We start from the raw sequence: 22,165 nt of genomic DNA, 5'->3' as shown, positions 1-22,165 counted from the left end.
TTACTTTCCCGTCAGGAGAATTGGTAAAAATAGAATGATCCCCGGTTCACGCTTTCTCGTTCTCGCGTGCAACCGCGCGCCAGCCGATATCGTGCCGGTAGAAGCCGTTCTCCCAGGAAACGGCCGCAAGCGCCGCATAGGCTCTGTCCTTGGCCATGCCGGCATTTTCACCCGTTGCGGTGATGTTGAGCACGCGGCCGCCGGTCGCGACCAGGGCTCCGTCCTTCATGGCCGTGCCGGCATGGAACACCTTGGTGGTGTCAGAGGGCGCGGGAAGGGCGTCGATTGGCGTGTTCTTGGCGTAGCTTCCGGGATAACCCTTGGAGGCCATGACGACGGTCAGCGCCGTCTCCTCGCGCCATTCTGCGCTCATGCCGGCGAGCGTGCCGGTTGCCGCGGCATAGAGCAGCGGCAGCAGGTCGCTCTTCATCCGCATCATCAATACCTGGCATTCCGGGTCGCCGAAACGGACGTTGTATTCGATGAGTTCCGGTCCCTTGGCGGTGATCATCAGCCCGGCAAAGAAGACGCCGGAGAAGGGATGGCCGCTTTCCGCCATGCCGCGCATCGTCGGCTCGATGATTTCCTTCATCGTCCGTTCGATCATTTCCGCGGTCATGACCGGGGCGGGCGAGTAGGCGCCCATGCCGCCGGTGTTCGGTCCGGTATCGCCGTCGCCGACGCGCTTGTGGTCCTGGGCGGAGGCAAGCGCCAGCGCGGTCTTGCCGTCACAGAGGCAGAAGAAGCTTGCTTCTTCGCCATCGAGATAGGCTTCCACCACCACTTCGGCGCCGGCGGCACCAAAGGCGCCGGCAAAACAATCGTCGACGGCGGCGAGCGCCTCATCGAGTGTCATCGCCACGGTTACACCCTTGCCGGCAGCCAGGCCGTCGGCCTTGATGACGATCGGCGCACCCTGTTCGCGCACATAGGCCTTTGCCGTCTCGGCATCGGTGAAGCGGCCATAGGCGCCGGTCGGAATGCCGTAGCGGGCGCAGAGATCCTTGGTGAAGCCCTTGGAGCCTTCAAGCTGGGCGGCGGCTGCGGACGGGCCGAAGACGGCGATGCCGGCTGCGCGCAGGACGTCGGCGAGACCGGCGACGAGCGGCCCTTCGGGACCGACCACCACGAAATCGATCGCTTCCTTGCGGCAGAAGTCGGCGACGGCCGCATGGTCTTCCGTGTCGAGCGCGATGATGGCAGCTTCTTCGGCGATGCCGGGATTGCCCGGTGCTGCATAAAGCTTCGTCAGTTTGGGAGACTGTGCAATCTTCCATGCTAGGGCGTGCTCGCGCCCACCCGATCCAATCAGAAGAACCTTCATTGCAGCCCCCGATATCCCGAAATTGCTGCGCTGCGGTTAGGACGGCAGGGCGGCAAGGTCAAGGGAAAACGGGAGTCCGGCCAGCGATTCCCGCAATCACCGCCGTTCAGGCGATGGCCTGCCGGCTTTGCAGGTCGTCCTGTCCATCGCCGTGCGCGTAGCGGGCGGTACGTGTCAGCGCCCAGATCGCCAGGTCCTCGATCGGCAGCGGCTTGCTGATGAGATAGCCCTGGAACAGGTCGCAGCCCGCAGCCGTCAGCATGGAGAGCTTTTCCGGCGTGTCGATGCCTTCGCCGACGACGGCGACGTCCTTGGCATGGCAGAGCGCGATCAGTGCCTTGAGCACCGGTAGAGATTGCGAGGCGGTGAGGTTCGAGACCAGCGCCCGGTCGAGCTTGATCGTGTCGGCCGTGTATTCGATGATCTGCTGCACGGAGGTGTAGCCGGCGCCGAAATCGTCGATCGAAAGGCGGAAGCCCCTCTGGCGCAGGGCGTCGATGTTGCGGCGAAGCTGGTCGCTGAACTTGACGGCGAAGGTTTCGGTGAGCTCGATTTCGATCGAACGCGCCTCCAGCCCATGCATCTCCAGGCAGTCGGAGAAATGATCGGCGATCGCCTTCGAATGCAGTTCGGCCGAGGAGATGTTGATCGCCAGTACCGTTTGCGGGCCGAAGAGGGCCTTGAGCTGGCCGCAATCCGACATCGCCTTGTTGATCACCCACCAGTCGATCTTGGTGAAAAGGCCCGAGCTTTCGGCGATCGGCACGAATTCGTCCGGGGTAACGTTGCCGAGAACGGGCGAGTACCAGCGCAAGAGCGCTTCGCAACCGGTCACGCGACCATCGGTGTCGACCATCGGCATATAGACGAGGTGAAACTGTTCGTCCGGATCCAGCGAACGCAGTTCGTCCTGGATCTGGCGCAGCCGCGTACGCTTGTCGTGAAGGGCGCGGGAGAAGCGGGCCGAGCGGTTCTTGCCGCTGGTCTTTGCCTGATACATCGCGGCATCGGCGTTCGAGATCAGCTCGGCAAGGTTGGTCGCGTCATCAGGGCAGATCGCAGCGCCGATGCTTGCGGTCACCGGATAGCGCTTGTCGGAGACCTCGAAGCCGTCCTCGAACAGCCCCAGAATGGCGGCCGAAATTTCCCGGACCGTGCCGTCGCCCGGCCGCGACCGCACGAAGACGGCGAATTCGTCGCCGGAGAGGCGGGCAAGAATGGCCGGCTTCTGGCCGCGCCGCTCGGTGATCGCATCGACCCGCTCGCCGATCCGGGCGGCCAGCGTCTTCAGAAGCTCGTCGCCGATCTCGTGGCCATGCTTGTCGTTGACGAACTTGAAGTTGTCGATGTCGATGAACAGCAGGCTGCACTTCTCGCCGGCGGCGATCGCCTCGCGCACGGCACCGGCGGCAAGCGCGTTGAAACGACCGCGATTGCTGATCCCGGTCAGGGTGTCGGTCCAGGAGCTGCGCTGCACCAGTTTCAACGATTGCACCGACTGCCGATGGAGTTCGCGGATATTTTCCATCAGCCGCCCGATCTCGCCTTTCTCCTCCATGTCGCGGATCTCGTCGCGCGCGCCCACCATCACCGCCATCACATCGGCGTCGAGCGTGGCGATCGGATCGGTGATGAAACGGCGGATCAGCATGATGATCAGCCAGATCGAGAACAGGCTCATGGCGACGGCGCCGAGCGCCAGCAGAAACTTCTGCCGGGCCATCAGCGCATCGAAATGCTCGCTGGGAACGGTCAGCGTTGCGTAGAGCGAAGGCCCGAGATGGACGCTTGCCGAAAGGTCATCGGTGATCGCCAACGGCCAGGGCTGGAGCACGATGTCGGAGCCGTATTCCTTCTTCAGCGCCTGCTGCATGTCGAGGAAGCGGTCCGGCTGGATCGCGACCTGGACGAGCAGGGCGCTCGATTTCTTGCTGGGCAGCGGCCGGGTGAAGGCAATCGGATCGAGGAAGAAGGAATAGACGATGCGCGGTCTTTGCCCGGCTTCGTAGAGGTAGGTCCAGTCGGAGAGCTTGTCTTCGCGGATCAGCCGGCGGGCGAGGTTGAGCTGGGCATCGTCGATCTGGGCGAAGGGATCCCAGCTGTTCTCGAAATAGTAGTCCGTTCTCAGGTCGGAGGTCAGCAGCGCCAGCGAGACGTAGTCCGTCGGGTCGTCCAGAAGCGACTTGAGGCTCTCCTGCAGCCTGACGCCGAGCGCATTGGCGCGGTAATTCTCGTCCGTTTCGGAAACATACTGGCGCAGCGAGTTGCCGTTCAGGAGCGCATTGAGGAAGGCCTTGCTGCGGCCGATCTCGTTTTGAAAAACGGCGGCCGCATGTTCCAGTCGCTGCGACAGTTTGGCGTGTTCGAGCGCACGGATCGAGCGGCTCTGCGTGACGTGGACCGAGACCGCTGCCAGCAGGTAACCAGCGAGAACGACGGGAAAGATCAGGATGAGCGCGCGTTTGCCGAGGTTCACTGGAAGTTCGCCAATGTGCTGATGATGCGCCGGCGCAATTGCACCGACTCTGTGGACAGTTCCTGTTGATACTGGCTCCTGGCCAGGATGTCGGGCGAGGGGTAGATGGCGGGGTCGGCGCGGACTTCTTGCGGCAGGAGCGCATAGGCGGCCCGGCTTGCCGTCGGCATGTTGAGCGCCAGCGCGTTCGCGGCGGCACTTCCGGGCGAGCCGAGATAGTCGAGGAGAGCGAGTGCGCGATCCTTGTTCGGCGAGTTGGCGACGACCGACATGCAATCGAGCCAGGAAAGCGTGCCTTCCTTGGGAACGGCGTAGCGCCAGACGCCGGGCGTACCGGCTTTGTCGTTGAGCACGTGCTGGTCGCCGCTATAGCCCAGCGCCATGTGGATGTCCTTGCTGACCGTCGGATTCTGGATCGAGCTGATGACGTATTCGTAGGTGAGCACCGAGGGCGCCTGTTCCTTCATCAGACCGAAGGCCGCTTTCAGCGTCGCGCTGTCGTTGGTGTTGATCGATTGGCCGAGCAGCATCAGCGGCGCGACGAAGGCCTCGTTGTGGTCGTCATACATGGCGACATGCTTGGCGAGCGCCGGCGCCGGGCGCATGAGATCCTGCCAGGAGGTCGGCACCTCCGTAACGACGTCCGATCGGTAGAGGATGCCCATCGTGCCCCAGAGGTAGGGCAGGCCGCGGCCCGAGCAGCGCTTGCGCCAGCTTTCGTCGTAGTCCCGCAGAGAGGCGACATTGGTCTCGTCGAGCTTTTCGAGCACGCCCTTGCGGCCGAAAAGGGCGGCGCTGTTTTCACCAGTGACCACCAGGTCGACGCGGCTGTTCGGGTCGGCCAGCACTTCGTCGCGCGTGTCGCCGTTATCGTAATAGACCTGATGCACCGCAACGCCTGTGATCGCCGTCCAGCGGTCCAGGATCTTCTGGTCGATATAGGATTCCCAGATCAGCAGGTTCAGGGTCTCGGCCGGTGCCGCCGTTGCAAAAAGCAACGTCGCCAGAAAGGCCGGAATCACCGTTCGCCCCTGCATTGCATACCCCTGCCCAAGCCCGTCAGACGACCGTAGCGCGCAAAAATTGATGAATGATTACGTGGGGCTGCGACGGGTAAGGAAGGTGTCGGGTGCGGCTTGCCGCTCAAACGAAACCGGGCGCCGCATGGCGGCGCCCGGTGAATTTGCAAGGACAATCTCTGCGCGAAACACTATCTCGCCGGGATCTTCGGCAGCAGGATCGTGAGGATACCGAGCAGCGGAAGATAGGAGCAGACGGTGTAGACAAACTCGATGCCCTGCCGGTCGGCGAAGATGCCGAGCACGGCCGCGCCCATGCCGCCGAAGCCGAAGGCGAAACCGAAGAAGACGCCGGCGATCAGCCCGACCCGACCCGGCACCAGTTCCTGGGCAAAGACGACGATCGCCGAGAAGGCCGAGGAGAAGATCAGGCCGATGACGATCGACAGAACCCCGGTCCAGAAGAGGTTCGCATAGGGCAGCAGCAAGGCGAAGGGGATGACGCCGAGGATCGAGAACCAGATGACGAAGCGGGCGCCGTAGCGGTCGCCGATCGGGCCGCCGAGGAAGGTTCCGGCCGCGGCCGCGCCGAGGAACAGGAACAGCATGAGTTGTGCCTCCTGAACGCCGACGCCGAACTTCTCGATGACGAAGAAGGTGAAATAGCTGGAGATGCTGGCCATGTAGACGTTCTTCGTGGCCGTCAGCAGCACCAGCACGGCGACCGCCCACATCACCCGCCCCTTCGGCAGGGGAAGGGTGCGGCTCGGCGCCGGCCGGCTCATCGTCGTGCGGCGATGGCGGACATGCCAGGTGCTGACCCAGGAGAGCACGAAGAAGCCGATGATCGCGACGATCGAGAACCAGCTGAGGCTTCCCTGGCCAAAGGGAATGACGATGAAGGCGGCAAGCAGCGGCCCCATGGCGCTGCCGGCGTTTCCGCCCACCTGGAACAGCGATTGCGCCAGGCCGTGGCGACCGCCGGAGGCGAGGCGGGCGATGCGGGAGGACTCCGGATGGAAGATCGCCGACCCGATGCCGATGAGGCTTGCCGCAATGAGGAGAACCCAGAAGTCGCGGGCATTGGCAAGCAGGATCAGGCCGCTGCAGGTCGAGAGCATCGCAACCGGCAGCGAATAGGGCAGCGCCCAGCGGTCGGTGATGATGCCGACGGCCGGCTGCAGCATCGATGCCGTCAGCTGGAAGGTGAAGGTCAGGAGGCCGATCTGCACGAAATCGAGCGCGTAGTTCGCCTTGAGCAGCGGGTAGAGCGCGGTCAGCAGCGACTGCATGATGTCGTTCAGCATGTGGCAGAAGCTGACAGCCAGGATGACGGAGAAGGCCGTCTTTTCTGGGGTGATCCCGGAAGTTGAGGTCACGGTAGACATGGGTGATTCCTTGCCGTCTCGAAGGTTGTATGCGGCGTGGTTATCTGTACTGAGGTTGCGATTGGCCTGCTTTTGTGATCTGGTCGAGTTCTTTCGTGAGTGGGCCAGATGCCGATCCGCCGATTTCCCTTGCCGCAGCTTCCCGATGAGGATCACTTTCGCAACCTCGATTGGATCGAGACGGGAAACGCCCCGGTGCTGGCATTGGGGCGAGACTACAGTGCCGGCCTTCTCGTCCCTTTCCACAGCCATACGCGCACGCAACTCTGGTGGGCGCGCGGCGGCGTCGTGCTGATGCGCACCGAACGCGGACGCTGGATGGTTCCGCCCGGCCATGCCCTGCTGATCCCGGCCGGCATGGAGCACTCGGCCGAGATGATCAGCGACGTGCGCATGCATTCGATCTACTTCGCGCCGGACCTGCTTTTCGCCGAGCGGCCGATGGTCATGGAGATCAACCCGCTCGCCGGCAGCCTCGTCGATGCGCTCGTCGGCATCGAGAACGAGACGATGTCGGAGCGGCGCGAGCAACTGGTCACGGATCTGCTTCTGGAAGAAATCGGCCGGCTGCGGGAACGCCCGCTCGGCCTGCCGTTCCCGCGTGACGAGAAACTTGCAGCGCTGTGCCGACAGTTCCTGCAGGCGCCGTCAGCGGCAGCGAGCATCGACCAGTGGGCGGACCGGATGGGCCTCAGCCGGCGATCGTTCACGCGGTTTTTTCGCAAGGAGACAGGGGTCAGCTTCGTCACCTGGCGCCAGCAGGCGTGTATCTTCGCCTCCTTGCCGCTGCTGGCCGATGGCGAGCCGATCACCAATGTGGCGCTCGATGCCGGCTATGAGAACGTCGCCGCCTTCACCACCATGTTTCGCCGCATGCTCGGCAGCCCGCCGAGTGTTTATCTCAAGACCTATCTTGGGCAGTGATCGGCGTCGGCACGTCGGGTATGGCAAAGGAAGCTTGAATTGACCTGGTTAACGGAATCGTAGGAACAAGCCGGAATAAGTCGCCCTGTGCCGTTCCAGTCCGCGTCTGCCTCCCTCGTCCTGTCGGCACGGTCAATGCTTCGCCCCGGCGAATGATTCTTCCGGAGTTGTTTCTTGCGTATCCGTTCTCTCGTGTTCCTTTCTGGAACCCTTTTGCTGTCGGCGAACGCCGCCTCTGCCGGTGACGGCCAATATTTCTGGTCCGGTGACTGGTATCTGAAGGTCGGAGCCACCGGGTTCCTCGGCCCGAAATACGAAGGCGCCTCGAAGCGCATGTTCCAGGCCGCACCGCTGATCTCGCTCGGCAAGGCCGGCAGCACGGTCCGCTTCTCCTCGCGCAACGACAACATGTCCTATGCGCTGGTCGACCAGGGAAGTTTCCGTGCCGGTCTCGTCGGTAAGTTGATCTTCGAGCGCGATGCCGGCACCTCCAGCGATCTGAAGGGTCTCGATCCGATCAAGTTCGGCGGCGAAGTCGGTGGCTTTGCGGAGGTCTATCCGACCGATTGGCTGCGGGTGCGCGCCGAAGTCCGCCAGGGCATTCGCAGCCACCACGGCATCGTCGCCGATGTCGCGGCCGACGCCTTCACCGACGTCAGCAGCAATGTCCGCATCTCCGGCGGTCCACGCCTGACCGCTGCGACCAGCGACTACTACGGCGCTTATTATGGCGTGAATGACCGCGAGTCGGCCGCATCTGGTCTTGCCACGTATTATCCGCATGGCGGCGTCGGATCCGCCGGCGTCGGCGCCGCGATCACTTGGCAGGCAACGGAGAAGCTCGAAACGAGTGCCTATGCCGAGTACCGGCGTTTGCTTGGCCCTGCCGCCGATTCCAGCCTCGTTCGCGAGCGCGGCAGCCGCAACCAGGTCCTGGTCGGCCTGTCGGCAACCTACCGCTTCGACTTCAGCCTTCCGTGACAATGCGCCGGGCCGGCGCCGCGACGATCTCGCCGCTTGACCGGCCGGACGCGCGGCGTCAAACAGAAGCATGAACACCTTTTCCGCCGATTCCGGCCGCGTCCATGACGCGCCGTCCAACAACTGGGTCTATCGCGTGATGCCGCGCGCGCTCTGGCCCTATGCGCAGCTCGCCCGTTGGGACCGCCCGATCGGCTGGCAATTGCTGCTGTTGCCCTGCCTCTGGTCCGTGGCGCTGGCTACCGGCGCGGTGGCGGGCACCGAGGCATTCTCGTTCGGCCGCTTCCTGTACCATTGCTTCCTGTTCACCGCCGGCGCGATCGCCATGCGCGGCGCCGGTTGCACCTACAACGACATCGTCGACCACGACATCGATATGGAGGTTGCGCGCACCCGATCGCGGCCGCTGCCGTCGGGGCGCGTCTCGCGTCTCCAGGCGAAGGTGTTCATGGTGCTGCAGGCGCTCGTCGGCCTCGTCGTGCTGCTGCAGTTCAACACTTTTTCGATCGTGCTCGGCATCCTGTCGTTGGCGGTCGTGGCGATCTATCCCTTCGCCAAGCGGTTTACCGATTGGCCGCAATTCTTCCTGGGTCTGGCTTTTTCCTGGGGTGCGCTGATGGGGTGGACGGCCGAGTTCGGCACGCTCTCGCTGGCAGCCGTGTCGCTCTATGGCGCGGCGATTGCCTGGACGATCGGCTATGACACGATCTACGCCTACCAGGACAGGGAGGACGACGAGCTGATCGGCGTACGTTCGACGGCACGGCGGTTCGGCGAAAATCCGCGGCCGTGGCTGATCGGCCTCTATGGCATCGCGACGCTGCTGCTGCTCATGTCCTTCGTGGCTGCCGGTGCCGGCGCTGTCGCCTATATCGGCCTTCTGATTGCCGCGGCGATGCTGACCTACCAGATCCTGGTGTTGAATATCCACGATCCGGCGCAGTGTCTGGCGCTGTTCAAGTTCAATGGGGTCGTCGGCCTGATAATCTTTGCCGGCCTGGTGCTGGCGATTCTTATACGCCTGATATGAAAAATCCTCCGTCGCGGCGGAGGATCCTCTTCATACGTTCGGTTCGTCCCGGCAGCCCTGAAAGTGCTACTGCGACCTTTGCGCGTCTGATAGGACGTGCCGCGCTGTAGTGGCGGGCCGCAAAAAGCGTCAGGCCCAGCTGATCTCGCGGGCGGCCTTGCGCTCCTTCGCCTCATGACGCGCACGGAAGCTGGACAGGATGACGGCAACGGCGGCGGCGATATGCTTGCGCATCGGGTTTCTCCTTCTTTCGTGATCTTGGCTATGAAGCCGATATGGCACGAAGAAGGCGACGGATCTGTTTCCGTGGGAACATCTCGAGCAGTCCCAGAAAAACTGTGAATGCTTGCCGTACGGAGCCGCATTGCAAAATCGGCGGCTCGGAAAACGACAACAGCCGACCGCAGGGAACGGCCGGCTGTCGCGCTGGAAGTGCTGCTGCGGATTAACTGCGGGCGATGATCTCGCGCCCGTCGATCTTCATGTGAACGCCAAGCTTGCCGGTGGAACGACGCACGAGGAAACGCGGCCGGCGCTCGGCGAAGAAGGAGTGGCGCCGCCGCGGCTTGACCGGTGCGGTGCGCACGTCGCCGAGATGCTCTTCGAGCGGCCTTGCAACGCCGTCCGCTTCGACCATCAGCATCGGAATGCGATAGGCCTCCGCCCAGGCGCGCCAGTCAGCCGCGATGTCGGACAGATCGTGTGCGACGAGCAGCGGAACGCAGAGGTCCGGGTCGTCGTGATGAAGTTCCAGCGTCACTGTAACGTCTCCGTCGCCGTGATCGATCGCGCGAGCCGCGACCCCTTTGAATGCCCGCGCCGGCAATGCGATCGAAAGCGGCAGGCCGCTCGATGGTAGCACCTTGCGCAGAACTGCGCCACGCTCGTCCAGGCTGATCGTGACATTACCCGTATGACCGTGCAAAGCGTAGCTTGCCTGCTGTGGAAAGCGCTTCGGATCAAGACGGAGCGTGTTTTCGACCCATGCGGGTTGAGAGAGTGTATTGCGCATTTCAATCGCCCTTGTTTTTCCTTGAGAGCCGGTATCCGGTCTTCTCGTCGGGACTTTTCGTCCTCTATGGGCTGGAGAATAGGCGCCCCCCTTTCCGAACGACTTAAGAATCGCGGTTAAGAAAACTTTGCGTTTTTCGATGGTTAGCAAAAGCCGACCGCTCAGGGTTTCCGTTTCGTCAACGGCTCGGACCGTCTTGTCCCGATCGGGCGCAACGCGGGGCGCCGGCCGTCGGCGAAAAGCCAGACACAAGCCAGTGCTGCAATCATGACGCGTCAGAATTCTGTTTCGGGGATGGTTCGCCCACCCCATGGGTAACCGACGGGGCCAGGCATGGTATCGACCTATCTCGACTACAGTCGCATCACGCGTGATTTGCGCAGCAGCCTCAACCGTGTTGCCCAGCAGCCGCAGATCGCGCGCGAAGCCGAGTATTACCGGGAAAACATCGGCAGCGTGAAAACCGTCGACGAGTTCCTCGACGACTACCGGCTCTATTCCTACGCGATGAAGGCGCATGGCCTGGAGGACATGACCTATGCCAAGGCCTTCATGCGCAAGGTTCTGGAAAGCGACCTCAAGGATGACAACAGTTTCGCCAACCGTCTCACGGATGAACGCTACCGCAATTTTGCACAAGCCTTCAACTTCAGTTCGGCAACCGCGGTGGCCCAAACCAACGCACAGCAGGATGCGCTGATCGGCCTCTACAACGAGCGTATCACCAATCTCGATACAGTCATGCGGCAGGAGATGGCCTATTTTGGCGCGGCCATGGATCTGGTCACCGATGTCGACCAGTTCCTGGGTAACGAAAAGCTGCGCAGCTTTGCCTTCACGGTGTTCGGACTGGACCCCAAGACATTTTCCTACACGGACGTCCGCAATGCGCTGACCAGCGATCCCGCGACGCTTACGGCCAACCAGACGGCCGCCAAGACCAGGATGACGGAGGCGACGAAGCAGCTGACGGACCTCGGGGCACGCGACACGGCGCTTTCGCAGATCTCCAGCCTGACGGAGCAACTGGCCGCAGCGCCCGATGCCGAGAAGCCGGCCATCCAGGCGAAGATCGACGAGCAGAACGCGATCGTGGCCGATCTCGACGCCAGGCTGCCTCCGCGCGACCAGGCGCCTGCGCTGAAGGCGCAGCTCTCACTGGAGCTGACGACGCTCGACCGGCAGGTGCGCAGTCTCGATATCTATATCCAGCTCGCCTCGACGTTTAATTTCGATGCCGACGGCAGCGTGCCCGCCGGCGAGAAGGCAATCAGCGACGAAAAGAAGGCGCTGCTCAACGAGGCCTATGTCTTCGAGCGCCCTGGCGTCACACCGTCGGGCGCCGCACGACTGACCGGCGCCGGGGCGTTGCTCAACAAGGAATACTACGAACAGACAATCGGCAGCATCACCACGGTCTCGGACCTGGTCGGCAATAGCCGTCTGTTCAACTACATCGTCACGGCCTTCGGCTTGCCATCCGCGACGACGGTGCCCTCTACGGTCGAAAACATCCTGACCAGCGACATCAACGACCCCGAGAGCTACGTGAACAAATATGGCGGCGAATACAACGCCGCCTACAAGAAGATGTTCGCCGCCTTCAACTTCCAGGCCGACGGCACGCTGCAGGCCGGCAAGACGGCGCAGGATGCGAACCAGATGAAGACGACGTCCGACGAGTACATGGTGCGCTACAACGACAAGAGCGATGCCGAGGACGAAGCTCTGGTCAAGCGCTTCAAGCTCCTGATCGGCACAATGAAATCGGTCGATGAACTGCTCGCCAACAACGACATGAAGAAATTCATGCTGCGGGCCTTCGGTCTCGAAAACGAGGATCTGAGCACGCGAACGTTGAAGCGTATTCTGACCAGCGACCTCAACGATCCCAAGAGCTATGCCAACACGCTGCGCGATGAGCGCTACGTCAAGCTGGTAAAGGCATTCAACTTCAATCCGGACGGCACGCTCGGCGCACCGAAGCTGGCGCAGAGCGAAGCCGACATCATGAACACGGCCAAGGCCTACGTGATCGCCAAGTCCCGCTTTGGAACGGATGAAGAGAAGAAGGTCGCCAAGGATAAGGCGCAGGAGGAAGCCAAATACTACACTGCCGAGATCGAGAAGATCGAGACGCTCGACGCCTTTCTTGCGAACCGGCGTCTGGTCGACTTCGTTCTCGTCGGCGCCGGCATCGATCCGGAAACGGTCAAGACCGAATACCTCAAGGACATGTTCACGTCCGACCTGGACGATCCCAAGAGCTTCATCAATACCGATCCGAACGGGCTGAGATATCGCGAGATCGTCGCCTCCTTCAACTTCGATACGGACGGCAAGATCGTCCGGGGCGAGGCCGGCCAGATCCAGACCCGGCGCGGGTTGATCACCACGGTCGATCTCTATCTCAATCAGTCGCTCGAGGAGTCGGAAGGCGCCGACAACGGCGGCGTTCGCCTGGCGCTCTATTTCAAGCGCAAGGCGCCGGAGATCAACACGGCCTACGACATCCTGGCCGAGACCGCCCTGTTCCAGGTTATCAAGACGGCCTACAGCATGCCGGAGGGACTGCAGAACGCCAAGATCGAGGCGCAGGCCGCCTATATCGAGCGCGTCATCGACATCAAGGAGCTGCAGGACCCGGCGAAGCTCGAAAAGCTCCTGCAGCGGTTCACGGCGCTTTATGACGTCGAAAACAACACGGACGTCTCACCAGGGCTGGCGATCCTCAGCGGTAGCGGTGGTGGCGGTGTCAGCGCCGAGACGCTCCTGTCCCTCTCGCAATTGCGCGCAGGCGGTCGCTGACGCGGACCCGGAAGTCTGGCGACCTCCTGCGGGGTGCACGAGCCCTCGGCCTACAGCGCCGCGCGTCTTTTCAGACGCGCAAAGGTCGCTGTAGCACTTTGATTTACTGCATGTCTTTGCCCTTAAATCGAGGTCGATCTAAGGAGACATGCAGTAGGGCCGCCCGCAATCACCGGTCCGCGCGCAGCACTTTGTCAGGGTTCATGATGCCCGCCGGATCGAAGGCGTGCTTGATCCGTAGCATCAGCTCGATCTCGATCGGCGACCGGATCTCCGCGAGCTCGTCGCGCTTCAACTGGCCGATGCCGTGTTCGGCCGAGATCGAGCCGTTGTATTTGAGAACGATACCGTGGACGATCGCGTTGATCTCGCGCCAGCGATCGAGGAAGGCTTGCTTGTCGGCGTCGACCGGCTGCGAGATGTTGTAGTGGATGTTGCCGTCGCCCATGTGGCCGAAGGAGCAGATGCGCGCGCCGGGGATCGCCTTCATGACAGCGGCATCCGCCTCCTTCATGAAGGCGGGAATGCTGGAGACGGGCACCGAAACGTCGTGCTTGATCGAACCGCCCTCGGGCTTCTGCGCCGGCGACATGCTTTCGCGCATATGCCACAGCGCCTTGCCTTGCGCCTCGTTGGCAGCGATCACGGCATTTTCGACGAGGCCGGCTGCAAATCCCTGTTCCAGGAGGTCGCTGACCATCCGCTCGGCGCTTTCGGCGGAATCGGAGGTGGAGATGTCGATCAGTGCATACCAGGGGTGGACGGTTTCCAGCGGGTCGCGAACGCCGGGAATGTGCCTTGTCGTGAATTCGACGCCGAGCCGCGGCATGAGTTCGAAGCCCGTCAGCGCCGGCCCGCAAAGACTGGAGGCCTTCTCGAAGAGGGCGAGCGCATGCTCGACGCTGCCGACGCCGGCGAAAGCCACCTGGTGTCCGAGCGGCTTCGGAAACAGCTTGAGCACGGCACCGGTGATGATGCCAAGCGTGCCCTCAGCGCCGATGAAGAGGTCGCGCAGGTCATAGCCGGTATTGTCTTTCTTCAGCCGGCGCAGCCCGTCCCAGATCTCGCCGGTCGGCAACACCACTTCGAGGCCGAGGCAAAGCTGGCGCATGTTGCCATAGGCGAGCACCGCTGTACCACCGGCATTGGTGGAGAGATTGCCGCCGATGCGGGCGGAGCCTTCCGATCCGAGCGACAGCGGGAACAGGCGATTGTGATCGTCGGCCGCCTTCTGGATGTCGGCGAGAATGCAGCCGGCGTCCGCCACGATCACGTTGCCGACCGGATCGACGTCGCGAATGCGGTTCAGCCGTTCGAGCGAAAGCACGATATCCGCCTTGCCTTCCCGTGGGATCTGGCCGGCGACGTGGCCGGTATTGCCGCCCTGCGGCACGATCGCCGTGCGGGTCGCGCTGGCGAGTTTCATGATGCGCGAAACCTCGTCGACCGAGCCGGGACGAAGCACCATCGGCGTCGTGCCGCGATAGAGCCCGCGGGATTCGACGAGATAGCGGGCCTTGTCCGCTTCGGCGGTCAGCGTATTGGCGCTGCCGACGATCTCGACGAAGGAGGCGATGAGTTCGGGTGAGGGAAGGGTCGTCGTCATAGGCCTGCCTTCGTGTTGCGCCTGCGCGCGCTATCGGACCGGTTGATATGAAGACACGATCCTCGGTTCGTATCGACTGCGATCATAACCGCAATCGCGGTGCGGACGAGATGCCGCACGCCATCTCACCCGCGCGGCGCCGCCGCCCGCTGCAGCCGATCGATGATCGCTTCGCCCAATCCTTCCGAAGGGATCGGCCCGACGGCGATCGTCGCCGCCCCGCTGGCGTCCGCGCGCTTCATGTAGTCGAAGAGATTGGCTGCCGCTTCGCGAAGATTTCCGGTCGGGCTGAGATCGAGAACCACGGCCGCCTGTTCCTCGCCGGCGATCCGGTCGCCGCCGAAGCGGATCAGCGCCTCACCGCTGCGCACATCGGCGGCATCAAGCCTCACGGCAGCGCCTGGCGCGTAGTGGGAGGCCAGCATGCCCGGCGCCTCGATCGTTGCGCCCGCCGTTTCCGGCCGGATCACCGGACGATCGAGCAGGCGCTCGACCTCGGCGGCATCGAGGCCGCCCGGGCGCAGCAGCCGGATCTCGTTGCCGTCGACCTTGATGATCGTGGACTCCAAGCCGATTTCGGCTGGGCCGGCATCGAGGATCAGTTTCAGTTTCTCGCCGAGATCGGCATCGACATGGGCCGCACTGGTCGGGCTGATCTTGCCCGAGGTATTGGCGCTGGGTGCGGCGAGCGGCCGCCCGAAACGAGCGATCACCCGGCGCGAGAAGCCGTCGGGCATGCGGATGCCAAGCGTATCGAGGCCGGCCGAGGCAAGCGCGTGCACGGTGCTCTCCGGCCGCTGCGGCAGGATCAAGGTCAGGGGGCCGGGCCAGAACGCTTCCGCCAGGCGTCGGGACAGGGGGTCGAAGCGCACATGAGCCTCGGCCATGGCCATGTCGGAAACATGCGAGATCAGCGGATTGAAACGCGGCCGCCCCTTCATCTCGTAGATGCGGCTGATCGCGTCGGGATTGGTCGCGTCGGCAGCAAGGCCATAGACGGTTTCGGTGGGAATGGCGACCGGTTCGCCTTCGGCAAGAACGGCGCAGGCGCGTTCGATCGCGCGGTCCGGTTCAATACCCGTGTCGATGATCTCTGCCATGCCGTTTCCTTTCCGACGCTTCCTTAGCGGACGTGCCGGGAAAACAGAACGATTTTCTTTGCGGGGATCGGTTGCTGGCTCAGAGGCTGCGGATGATGCGGCGCAGCGCGTCGTCCCGCGCACCCAGCATCAGCACGTTCTTGAGAGCAACCTTTGGGTCGTCCGTGCGGAAGAGCAGCCCGTTGTCACGGACGTTGCGGTTGATGACCATCTGTCCGTCTTCGGCGTTCGGCTCGATCGCGACGGCGAAATACATGCGGGAATAGCCGCTCTGGATGCGGTCGAAGAAATGGGTCTCGTCACCAAGGTCGCTGAAGAAATTGGCGAAATAGAACGACCAGGTGATGTCCTTGGAAGGAGTCACCGCGGTGCGCGCCGCCGTCACATGGCAATAGCCGAGATGCGGCTTGCCGACGAGCGTGCGGTGGAAGATCAGCTTCGGAAACTGGATCGAGGCGTGAAAGCCGTTGATCCGCTTGTGCGTCGTGTCGCCGGCGGTCGCGAGCTTCTTGCCGGTTCTGTCCGCGACTTCCTCATAGCTCAGATACCGTCGTTCGCTCGGCGCCCATTGCCGGCGGTTGATCCTGCCGGTGCGCAGGAACTCGCTGTGAACCGCCGTCTTCGGCACGACGGCCGGCGGCTTCTCGGCCGCTGCGTCGTAATATCTGAGTTTTGCCATGCGCCATCTGCCTGCGGGACATCCTCGTCCACCGGCAAGCCTAGTGCCTTATGGTTAATGAAGGATTTCCTTTCGTTGGCGGAAGATGCGCCGGTACTTTCATGAAAATGTCGCAAACGGGCGAAGTCTTCCCGCGCCTGCGCCATATCAGCCACAAAAGGTGGCATATGCCCAATATTTGATCTATCTGTCTGTTTATAAAGTGAAAAATTCCCGACGCCGGTTTGGGAGAACGGTTTCTGTCGTGTCGTCATTCTGGAATTGGATGTCGCTATCCGGCGTCTGCCAGGACGCCTTCCGCGCTTACATAGCCTTACTCAAGGTGTCGCCTTCCAAAGGGGAGGCGGAGAATTGGGAAGCCGGTCAAATCCCGGCGCTGCCCCCGCAACGGTGGTGGAGCGAAAGCCTCGGCAAAAGCCACTGGACGGTTCCGTCCGGGAAGGCGCCGGGCTGGTCCGCAAAGGACGGCTCCTGAGCCCGGAAACCAGCCTTGACGGACATAACCGTAACGGGTTGCGGCGGGCAGCCGGATCGGAGCCTGAAACGCATGGGTGCGCCCGTGCGGGTTCCTGTCCTGCCTCTCCGAAACATGGCGCATGAGGACAGGACATGGATACCAAGACCGATATGCTTCGCAAGCTGAAGGGCCGGCGTGACGGCTACAGCCTCGATCGGGCCTTCTACATCGATCCCGACTATTACCGGCAGGATCTGGAAAACATCTGGTACAAGGACTGGCTGTTCATCGGCCATGACTGCGAGATCCCGCGGGCCGGCAACTATTTCACCGTCCAGGTCGGCGATTTTCCCGTCGTCGTCACCCGTGATCGCCAGGGTACGATCCGCGCGCTCCACAATTCCTGCCGGCACCGCGGTTCCCGCGTCTGCACGCAGCACAAGGGGTCCGCGGCGAAGCTCGTCTGTCCCTATCATCAATGGACCTACGAGCTCGATGGCTCGCTGCTCTTCGCGCGCCAGATGGGCGAGGACTTCGACAAGGCGGCCCACAGCCTGAAACCGATCCACTGCGAGACGGTCGGCGGCTACATCTTCATCAACCTGTCGGAGACGCCGGCGGATTTCGCGGCCTTCCGTGAACTGGTCACCCCCTATCTCGCTCCGCACCGGCTGGGGGAGACCAAGGTCGCCTTCGAAAGCACCATCATCGAAAAGGGCAACTGGAAGCTCGTCTGGGAAAACAACCGCGAGTGCTACCATTGCGCCGCCAATCACCCCGAACTCTGCCGGACCTATCCGGAAGCGCCGACCGCGACCGGGGTGCAGGGCGCCAAGGACGATCCGGTGATCGCCGCCCATTGGGCGAAATGCGAGGCAGAGGGCCTGCCGAGCGAGTTCCGGATGTCGCCGACCGGCCAGTTCCGCGCCGCGCGCATGCCGCTGGTCGATAATGCCGAAAGCTACACCATGTCGGGTGCAGCGGCCGTCAAAAGGGCGCTGTCGGCCGATGTCCGGCAGAGGCAGATCGGCACGCTCCTGATGTTCCACTACCCGACCACCTGGAACCATGTGCTTTCCGATCACGCCATCACCTTCCGCGTGCTGCCGCTCGGGCCAGAGCTCACGCAGGTGACGACGAAGTGGCTGGTCAACAAGGATGCGGTCGAAGGCGTCGACTATACGCTCGATGACCTGACCCATGTCTGGACCGAGACCAATGACCAGGATCGCCAGATCGTCGAGGAAAACGCCTTCGGCATCCGCTCGCCGGCCTATGAGTCCGGCCCCTATTCGCCGGAGCATGAAGGCGGTGTGATGCAGTTCGTCGAATGGTACTGCAAGTTCATGGAGCAGCGCCTCGAGGGCGATGCGGCTCCGTTGTCGAAGGTCGCCTGACATGCAGATGGCACCTTCCTTCCACCATTTCGACGAACTGCATGTCTGGATCGACCGGCAGCAGATGCTCGAATGCACTTCGGCGGTCGTCGAGACCGCCGATGTCATGACCTTCACCTTCCGCGCGGAGAAGCCGGCCTGGTTTCGATACCTGCCTGGCCAGTTCGTCACCCTCGAACTGCCGGTCGCGGACGAACCGGTCATGCGCACCTATACCCTGTCCTCGACGCCATCGCGGCCGCTCTCGATCGCGGTCACGGTGAAGGCACAGGCCGACAGCATCGGCACCCGCTGGATGTTCGACCATCTCAAGCCGGGCATGAAGCTGAGGGCCTTCGGGCCGCTCGGCGATTTCAGCTTCGTCCGCCATCCGGGCGACAAGTACCTGTTCATCTCGGCCGGCTCCGGCGTCACGCCGATGATGTCGATGACCCGCTGGATGGCGGACTGCGTGCCGGAGACGGACGTCACCTTCATCTCCTGCGCCCGTCGGCCGGAGGATCTTTTGTTCCGCTCGGAACTCGAGGTCCTGGCAACGCAGATGTCCGGGCTGAACCTCGGCTTCATCGTCGAGGGACATGAGGCACGTCACGGCTGGCATGGTCTGCGCGGCCGGATCGACGGTGCCAAGTTGCCGCTACTCGCTCCCGACTTCCTGGAACGCACGGTGTTCTGCTGCGGGCCGGAGCCCTTCATGCGCGGTGTGCGCGAGATGCTGAAGGCAGCCGGTTTCGACATGAGCCGCTATCACGAGGAGAGCTTCCAGCCGGCGGCCGCGCCGGCTGCGGAAGAAATCGCCGTGCGCGCTGGTATCGGCGATGACGGCGACGGTCAGGTGGCCAAGGTCGCCTTCACCATGAGCGGCAAGGAAGTGGTGGCAAAGCCCGGCCAGACGATCCTGCAGACGGCCCGCGCCAACGGCGTCAGGATCGGCGCGGCCTGCGAGGGCGGCATCTGCGGCACCTGCCGTGTGATGAAGGTCGCAGGCGAGGTCGAGATGAGCCACAATGGCGGCATTCTCGATGACGAGATCGACGAGGGCTACATCCTCGCCTGCTGCTCGCGGCCGCTGGGAGATGTCCAGATCGAAGCCTGAAGGGGCTAGGGCGTGTTACAGGGCGGAGGCTGGACGGTGGCAGACCCTGGGCCGCCGGCATCGGCAGGTGGCTTGGAGCATCCGCCCTGCGCGGCGCCATCGGCCGCAACTGCCACCTGCAGGGCGCGCTCATGGCGGGCGAAATCGATCGAGCCGGTCACCAGCATGTCGACGCTGCTGCCGGCGCCGCTCGTGGCACCGGCACGGCTGACGAGCAGTGGCTCGCCAAGCGTTGCGGTCGCCCGTGTGGCCGCGTGCACTCCGGTCCCTTGCGCAGCTTGAGCGACGAGGGTGAGCGGCATTGGTTTTTCCGGCAGCAACGCGCCTTGCGCCCAGATCGCCTTCAGCGCCAGCGGCGACATCGCGGCGACGTTCACGTCGATGTCGTCCAAGGTGCCGGGCACACGATAGGGACAGCGCCGCTTGCCGCAATTGACGCCGGAGGAGAACTGCCACAGCGCATAGCTGTCCCAGTTGCCCATCGGGAAGACCTGGCGGATATCCGGCTTGTAGCGCGCATACCAGAGCGGCAGGCGCGATAGCAGCCGGTGCTTGGCGCGATGCGTGGCGATGTACTTGGCCGTGATGTGGTTGGTATAGAGGATCGGATAGCGTCCGGTCCGGGTCTTGATGTGGCCGGCGAAGATGGCGGCATCCTCGAGCGACATGTATTTGTCGGGATCGATGCCTTCGAGATCGAGAACCATCAGCTCGTCGTCGCGCGGCTCGGCGTAGTCGAGGAAATGGTTCGCCTGGTCCACCGGGTTGCCGGGACGGGCGAGATGGTAGGCGCCCCACAGCAGCCCGTGCGAACGGGCGATCATGCGCCGGGTCTGGTAGAGCTCGCGGCTGACGGCGTATTTGCGCCACATGGTCTTGCAGTGGTTGAAGGTGTCGCCATTGTGGTCGCCGGTGCAGGAGAAGCTTTCGGGCAGGCCGTCGGAGGCCTTGGCGATGAAGCCGGAGATGCGCTTGTCGGCGAGCATGACTTCCCAGTCGATGCTGTTCATTTCATAGGCGTCAACAATGATGGAATTCGACTTGGTCTTCCAGGGTTCCAGTTCACCGGCGCGTGCGGTCGCCGCCGCGAAAATCAGACCCAGGAAGGTCGCGAGGCGCAGAATCATCCCTGTGGTGGAGATATACCGCTTAGCCATTCTCTGAGATTGCCGACAGTATCGTTAACGCATCGTAAATCTCAGCCCCCGCGCGAACTGTGCTGGAGGCAAACGCGAATGTATACCGACCTGCGGCTGTATGTGAGTGATGTCTTGCATAGCGACGTTGTATCCCTTCGTCTCGTGGTTGCAGGCGATCGACGGCAGGAAGGCTTGAAAGCCCGGAGCCGCCAGCTGATTTCCAGTTGCAGCCGGGCTCTTTGCAATTTGGCCCGGACGGTCTCCGAAGGCGGAACAAGCCTGAGGTCTACGCGCTGCCGCGCGATTTCGGATATTCCGGCTGAGGGAGATCCTTGGATTGGCGCCGATCCGGGTGAATCATGCAGAAGTTGAGATCGCGATCGTCGCCCGAAGTCTTCGAGGCTCACGGAATGTGTTTTCGCGGTGGAGGATTTGATAGCCGGGCCTGGCTCCCGGCTCTTAGAGGATACCGATCCGCCTCAGGATCCACCAGGCAAGGCCCATGGAGAGCGCGATGAACAGCGCCGCATAGAGCGTGCCGGTGCCATCGGCGAAGGGCAGTGCCCCGGTATTCATGCCGAAGAAGCCGGTGACGAGCGTCGGCGGCAGCAGGAAAGCGGTCATCAGCGACAGGATGTAGAGATGCCGGTTGGTTTCCGAGGAAATCTTGCTGTCGATCTCTTCGTGCAGCAGGCGCGCCCGTTCCTGCAAGGCGAAGACGTCGCGGTCAACCGTTTCGAGCCGGTCTGAAAGCCGCTCGGCGGCGTCGATGAAGCCGGGCGGCACCTCGTCTTCGTCCGAGGCGGCAGCCCGTCTCAGCAAGGCCAGGATCGTGCGCAGATGGCGGTGAAGCCGCACGACCGTACGGCGCAGCGGCGCGAGGCCCGGTTGCTGCCGGTGCCCCGCTTCGCCATAGACGTGATCCTCGATGACATTCAGGTCCTCGGTCAGTTCCAGAACCAGCGAGATCAAAGTGCGCTGGAATTCGATCACGATCATCTCGAAGAGATCGATCGGGCGGGCGCATTTCGCGCTCTTCTCGACCGCTGCCTTGACGCGGTCGATGCTGCGCAGTGGATGCAGGCGCGTGGTGATGATGATCCTGTCGCTGACGGCGAAATGCAGCCAGCCGATCGTCTTGGTCACTGCGTCGAAGGTGCGCTCGAAGTCGACGAGCGTCCCGTGTACGATATCGTCCGAGACCGTAATCGCGGCCTGCGTGTCGTGGCTGGTCAGCGTCGCGACCGCGAGCGGCGGAAGGTTGCCGATCCGCTCGATCAAGGCAGGTGTGCGTGCGTCGGAGAGCGCCAGATGAACCCAGACCCATCCTTCGCCCGCAAGCAGGCTGTCGATCGAAGCGTCGGTGGCGATACGCTGGCAGCGGCTTTCGCCGGGCAGAAAACGATAGGCCCATACGATGCCGGGTATTTCGGGGGAAATCAGGTTCATCGGAATGCCTTGGCAGGGGCCTACCGCATGTTCCCTAAAGCGCACCGACTTAAGGGAGAAAACATGCGGCCATTCAAAAATGCTACAGCGACCTTAGCGCGCCTTACCAAGACGCGCGGCGTTGTATGCCTTGGCTTCTATGCCCGGTTGATGACAGTTTTGTTACAGGCAAGCACGGCGCCGCGTGCGTAGAGGAGTGGGAATTGACGTTGACGTTTACGTAAAAATCAATAGTGTTCGACGCAACGAGGATACGCTCTGCGCGACCTGGCCATCTGGG

General features: G+C 62.8%; 15 protein-coding genes, 1 pseudogene and 1 riboswitch. Of the genes and pseudogenes, 6 read left to right on the top strand and 10 right to left on the bottom strand.

Annotated features, from left to right (window positions below; all coding sequences use genetic code 11):
• Positions 1-46: 46 nt before the first annotated feature.
• The 4 genes from purD to AC0C6X_RS01090 all read right to left on the bottom strand — a co-directional run bounded on the left by purD (position 47) and on the right by AC0C6X_RS01090 (position 6,207).
• The gene (gene purD / locus AC0C6X_RS01105) at positions 47-1,324 is read right to left on the bottom strand and encodes a phosphoribosylamine--glycine ligase (protein WP_472951435.1); all 1,278 of its coding nucleotides are present in this window, start codon (positions 1,322-1,324) and stop codon (positions 47-49) included.
• Between the two features lie 106 nt (positions 1,325-1,430).
• The gene (locus AC0C6X_RS01100) at positions 1,431-3,800 is read right to left on the bottom strand and encodes a putative bifunctional diguanylate cyclase/phosphodiesterase (RefSeq protein WP_472951433.1); all 2,370 of its coding nucleotides are present in this window, start codon (positions 3,798-3,800) and stop codon (positions 1,431-1,433) included.
• Positions 3,797-4,837, bottom strand: coding sequence for an ABC transporter substrate-binding protein (locus AC0C6X_RS01095; protein ID WP_472951431.1), 1,041 nt, complete (start codon positions 4,835-4,837; stop codon positions 3,797-3,799). Before AC0C6X_RS01095 ends, AC0C6X_RS01100 begins: the two co-directional genes overlap by 4 nt.
• Before the next feature lie 173 nt (positions 4,838-5,010).
• Positions 5,011-6,207 carry an MFS transporter gene (locus tag AC0C6X_RS01090; protein WP_173515786.1) on the bottom strand — a complete coding sequence of 399 codons (1,197 nt, stop codon included), beginning with the start codon at positions 6,205-6,207 and terminating at the stop codon, positions 5,011-5,013.
• 108 nt (positions 6,208-6,315) lie between these two features.
• Here AC0C6X_RS01090 and AC0C6X_RS01085 point away from each other — a divergent pair, with 108 nt between their 5' ends.
• From AC0C6X_RS01085 to ubiA, 3 genes are all read left to right on the top strand, one after another.
• Entirely contained in the window at positions 6,316-7,131 is an 816-nt protein-coding gene (locus tag AC0C6X_RS01085) for an AraC family transcriptional regulator (RefSeq protein WP_247957999.1), read from the top strand.
• Between the two features lie 174 nt (positions 7,132-7,305).
• Positions 7,306-8,112 (top strand): MipA/OmpV family protein, encoded by an 807-nt coding sequence (locus tag AC0C6X_RS01080; RefSeq protein WP_173515788.1) that lies wholly within the window; start codon positions 7,306-7,308, stop codon positions 8,110-8,112.
• Between the two features lie 70 nt (positions 8,113-8,182).
• The gene (gene ubiA / locus AC0C6X_RS01075; protein WP_472951427.1) at positions 8,183-9,142 is read left to right on the top strand and encodes a 4-hydroxybenzoate octaprenyltransferase; all 960 of its coding nucleotides are present in this window, start codon (positions 8,183-8,185) and stop codon (positions 9,140-9,142) included.
• A 445-nt stretch (positions 9,143-9,587) separates the two neighbouring features.
• Here ubiA and AC0C6X_RS01070 read toward each other — a convergent pair whose 3' ends face one another.
• Positions 9,588-10,154 carry a DUF6101 family protein gene (locus tag AC0C6X_RS01070; protein ID WP_173515790.1) on the bottom strand — a complete coding sequence of 189 codons (567 nt, stop codon included), beginning with the start codon at positions 10,152-10,154 and terminating at the stop codon, positions 9,588-9,590.
• Between the two features lie 333 nt (positions 10,155-10,487).
• Between AC0C6X_RS01070 and AC0C6X_RS01065 the strand changes: the two genes are divergently transcribed.
• Complete coding sequence (locus AC0C6X_RS01065) at positions 10,488-12,962, top strand: DUF1217 domain-containing protein (RefSeq protein ID WP_472951425.1); 2,475 nt, start codon at positions 10,488-10,490, stop codon at positions 12,960-12,962.
• Between the two features lie 169 nt (positions 12,963-13,131).
• Here AC0C6X_RS01065 and AC0C6X_RS01060 read toward each other — a convergent pair whose 3' ends face one another.
• The 3 genes from AC0C6X_RS01060 to AC0C6X_RS01050 all read right to left on the bottom strand — a co-directional run bounded on the left by AC0C6X_RS01060 (position 13,132) and on the right by AC0C6X_RS01050 (position 16,347).
• Complete coding sequence (locus AC0C6X_RS01060; protein ID WP_472951423.1) at positions 13,132-14,568, bottom strand: FAD-binding oxidoreductase; 1,437 nt, start codon at positions 14,566-14,568, stop codon at positions 13,132-13,134.
• A 125-nt stretch (positions 14,569-14,693) separates the two neighbouring features.
• Complete coding sequence (locus tag AC0C6X_RS01055; protein WP_472951421.1) at positions 14,694-15,668, bottom strand: L-threonylcarbamoyladenylate synthase; 975 nt, start codon at positions 15,666-15,668, stop codon at positions 14,694-14,696.
• Positions 15,669-15,747: 79 nt separating this feature from the next.
• A complete protein-coding gene (locus AC0C6X_RS01050; protein WP_247957994.1) occupies positions 15,748-16,347 on the bottom strand; it encodes a DUF6656 family protein in 600 nt (199 codons plus the stop codon).
• A gap of 303 nt (positions 16,348-16,650) precedes the next feature.
• Positions 16,651-16,854, top strand: a riboswitch (cobalamin riboswitch).
• 102 nt (positions 16,855-16,956) lie between these two features.
• On the opposite strand from AC0C6X_RS01050, the gene AC0C6X_RS01045 reads away from it, so the two are divergent.
• Both AC0C6X_RS01045 and AC0C6X_RS01040 read left to right on the top strand, forming a co-directional pair.
• On the top strand, positions 16,957-18,201 hold the full coding sequence (locus AC0C6X_RS01045; protein ID WP_472951419.1) for an aromatic ring-hydroxylating oxygenase subunit alpha: 1,245 nt from the start codon (positions 16,957-16,959) through the stop codon (positions 18,199-18,201).
• Between the two features lies 1 nt (position 18,202).
• The gene (locus AC0C6X_RS01040; protein ID WP_472951417.1) at positions 18,203-19,297 is read left to right on the top strand and encodes an FAD-binding oxidoreductase; all 1,095 of its coding nucleotides are present in this window, start codon (positions 18,203-18,205) and stop codon (positions 19,295-19,297) included.
• Between the two features lie 146 nt (positions 19,298-19,443).
• Here the strand turns inward: AC0C6X_RS01040 and AC0C6X_RS01035 are convergent.
• Both AC0C6X_RS01035 and AC0C6X_RS01030 read right to left on the bottom strand, forming a co-directional pair.
• Positions 19,444-20,454, bottom strand: a pseudogene (locus AC0C6X_RS01035) (glycoside hydrolase family 25 protein); the annotation flags it as partial.
• A 441-nt stretch (positions 20,455-20,895) separates the two neighbouring features.
• The gene (locus tag AC0C6X_RS01030) at positions 20,896-21,885 is read right to left on the bottom strand and encodes a transporter (protein WP_472951415.1); all 990 of its coding nucleotides are present in this window, start codon (positions 21,883-21,885) and stop codon (positions 20,896-20,898) included.
• Positions 21,886-22,165 lie beyond the last annotated feature (280 nt).

Source organism: Ensifer sp. VA4 (assembly GCF_055710065.1).
This window is presented reverse-complemented; position numbering and strand designations above follow the sequence as displayed.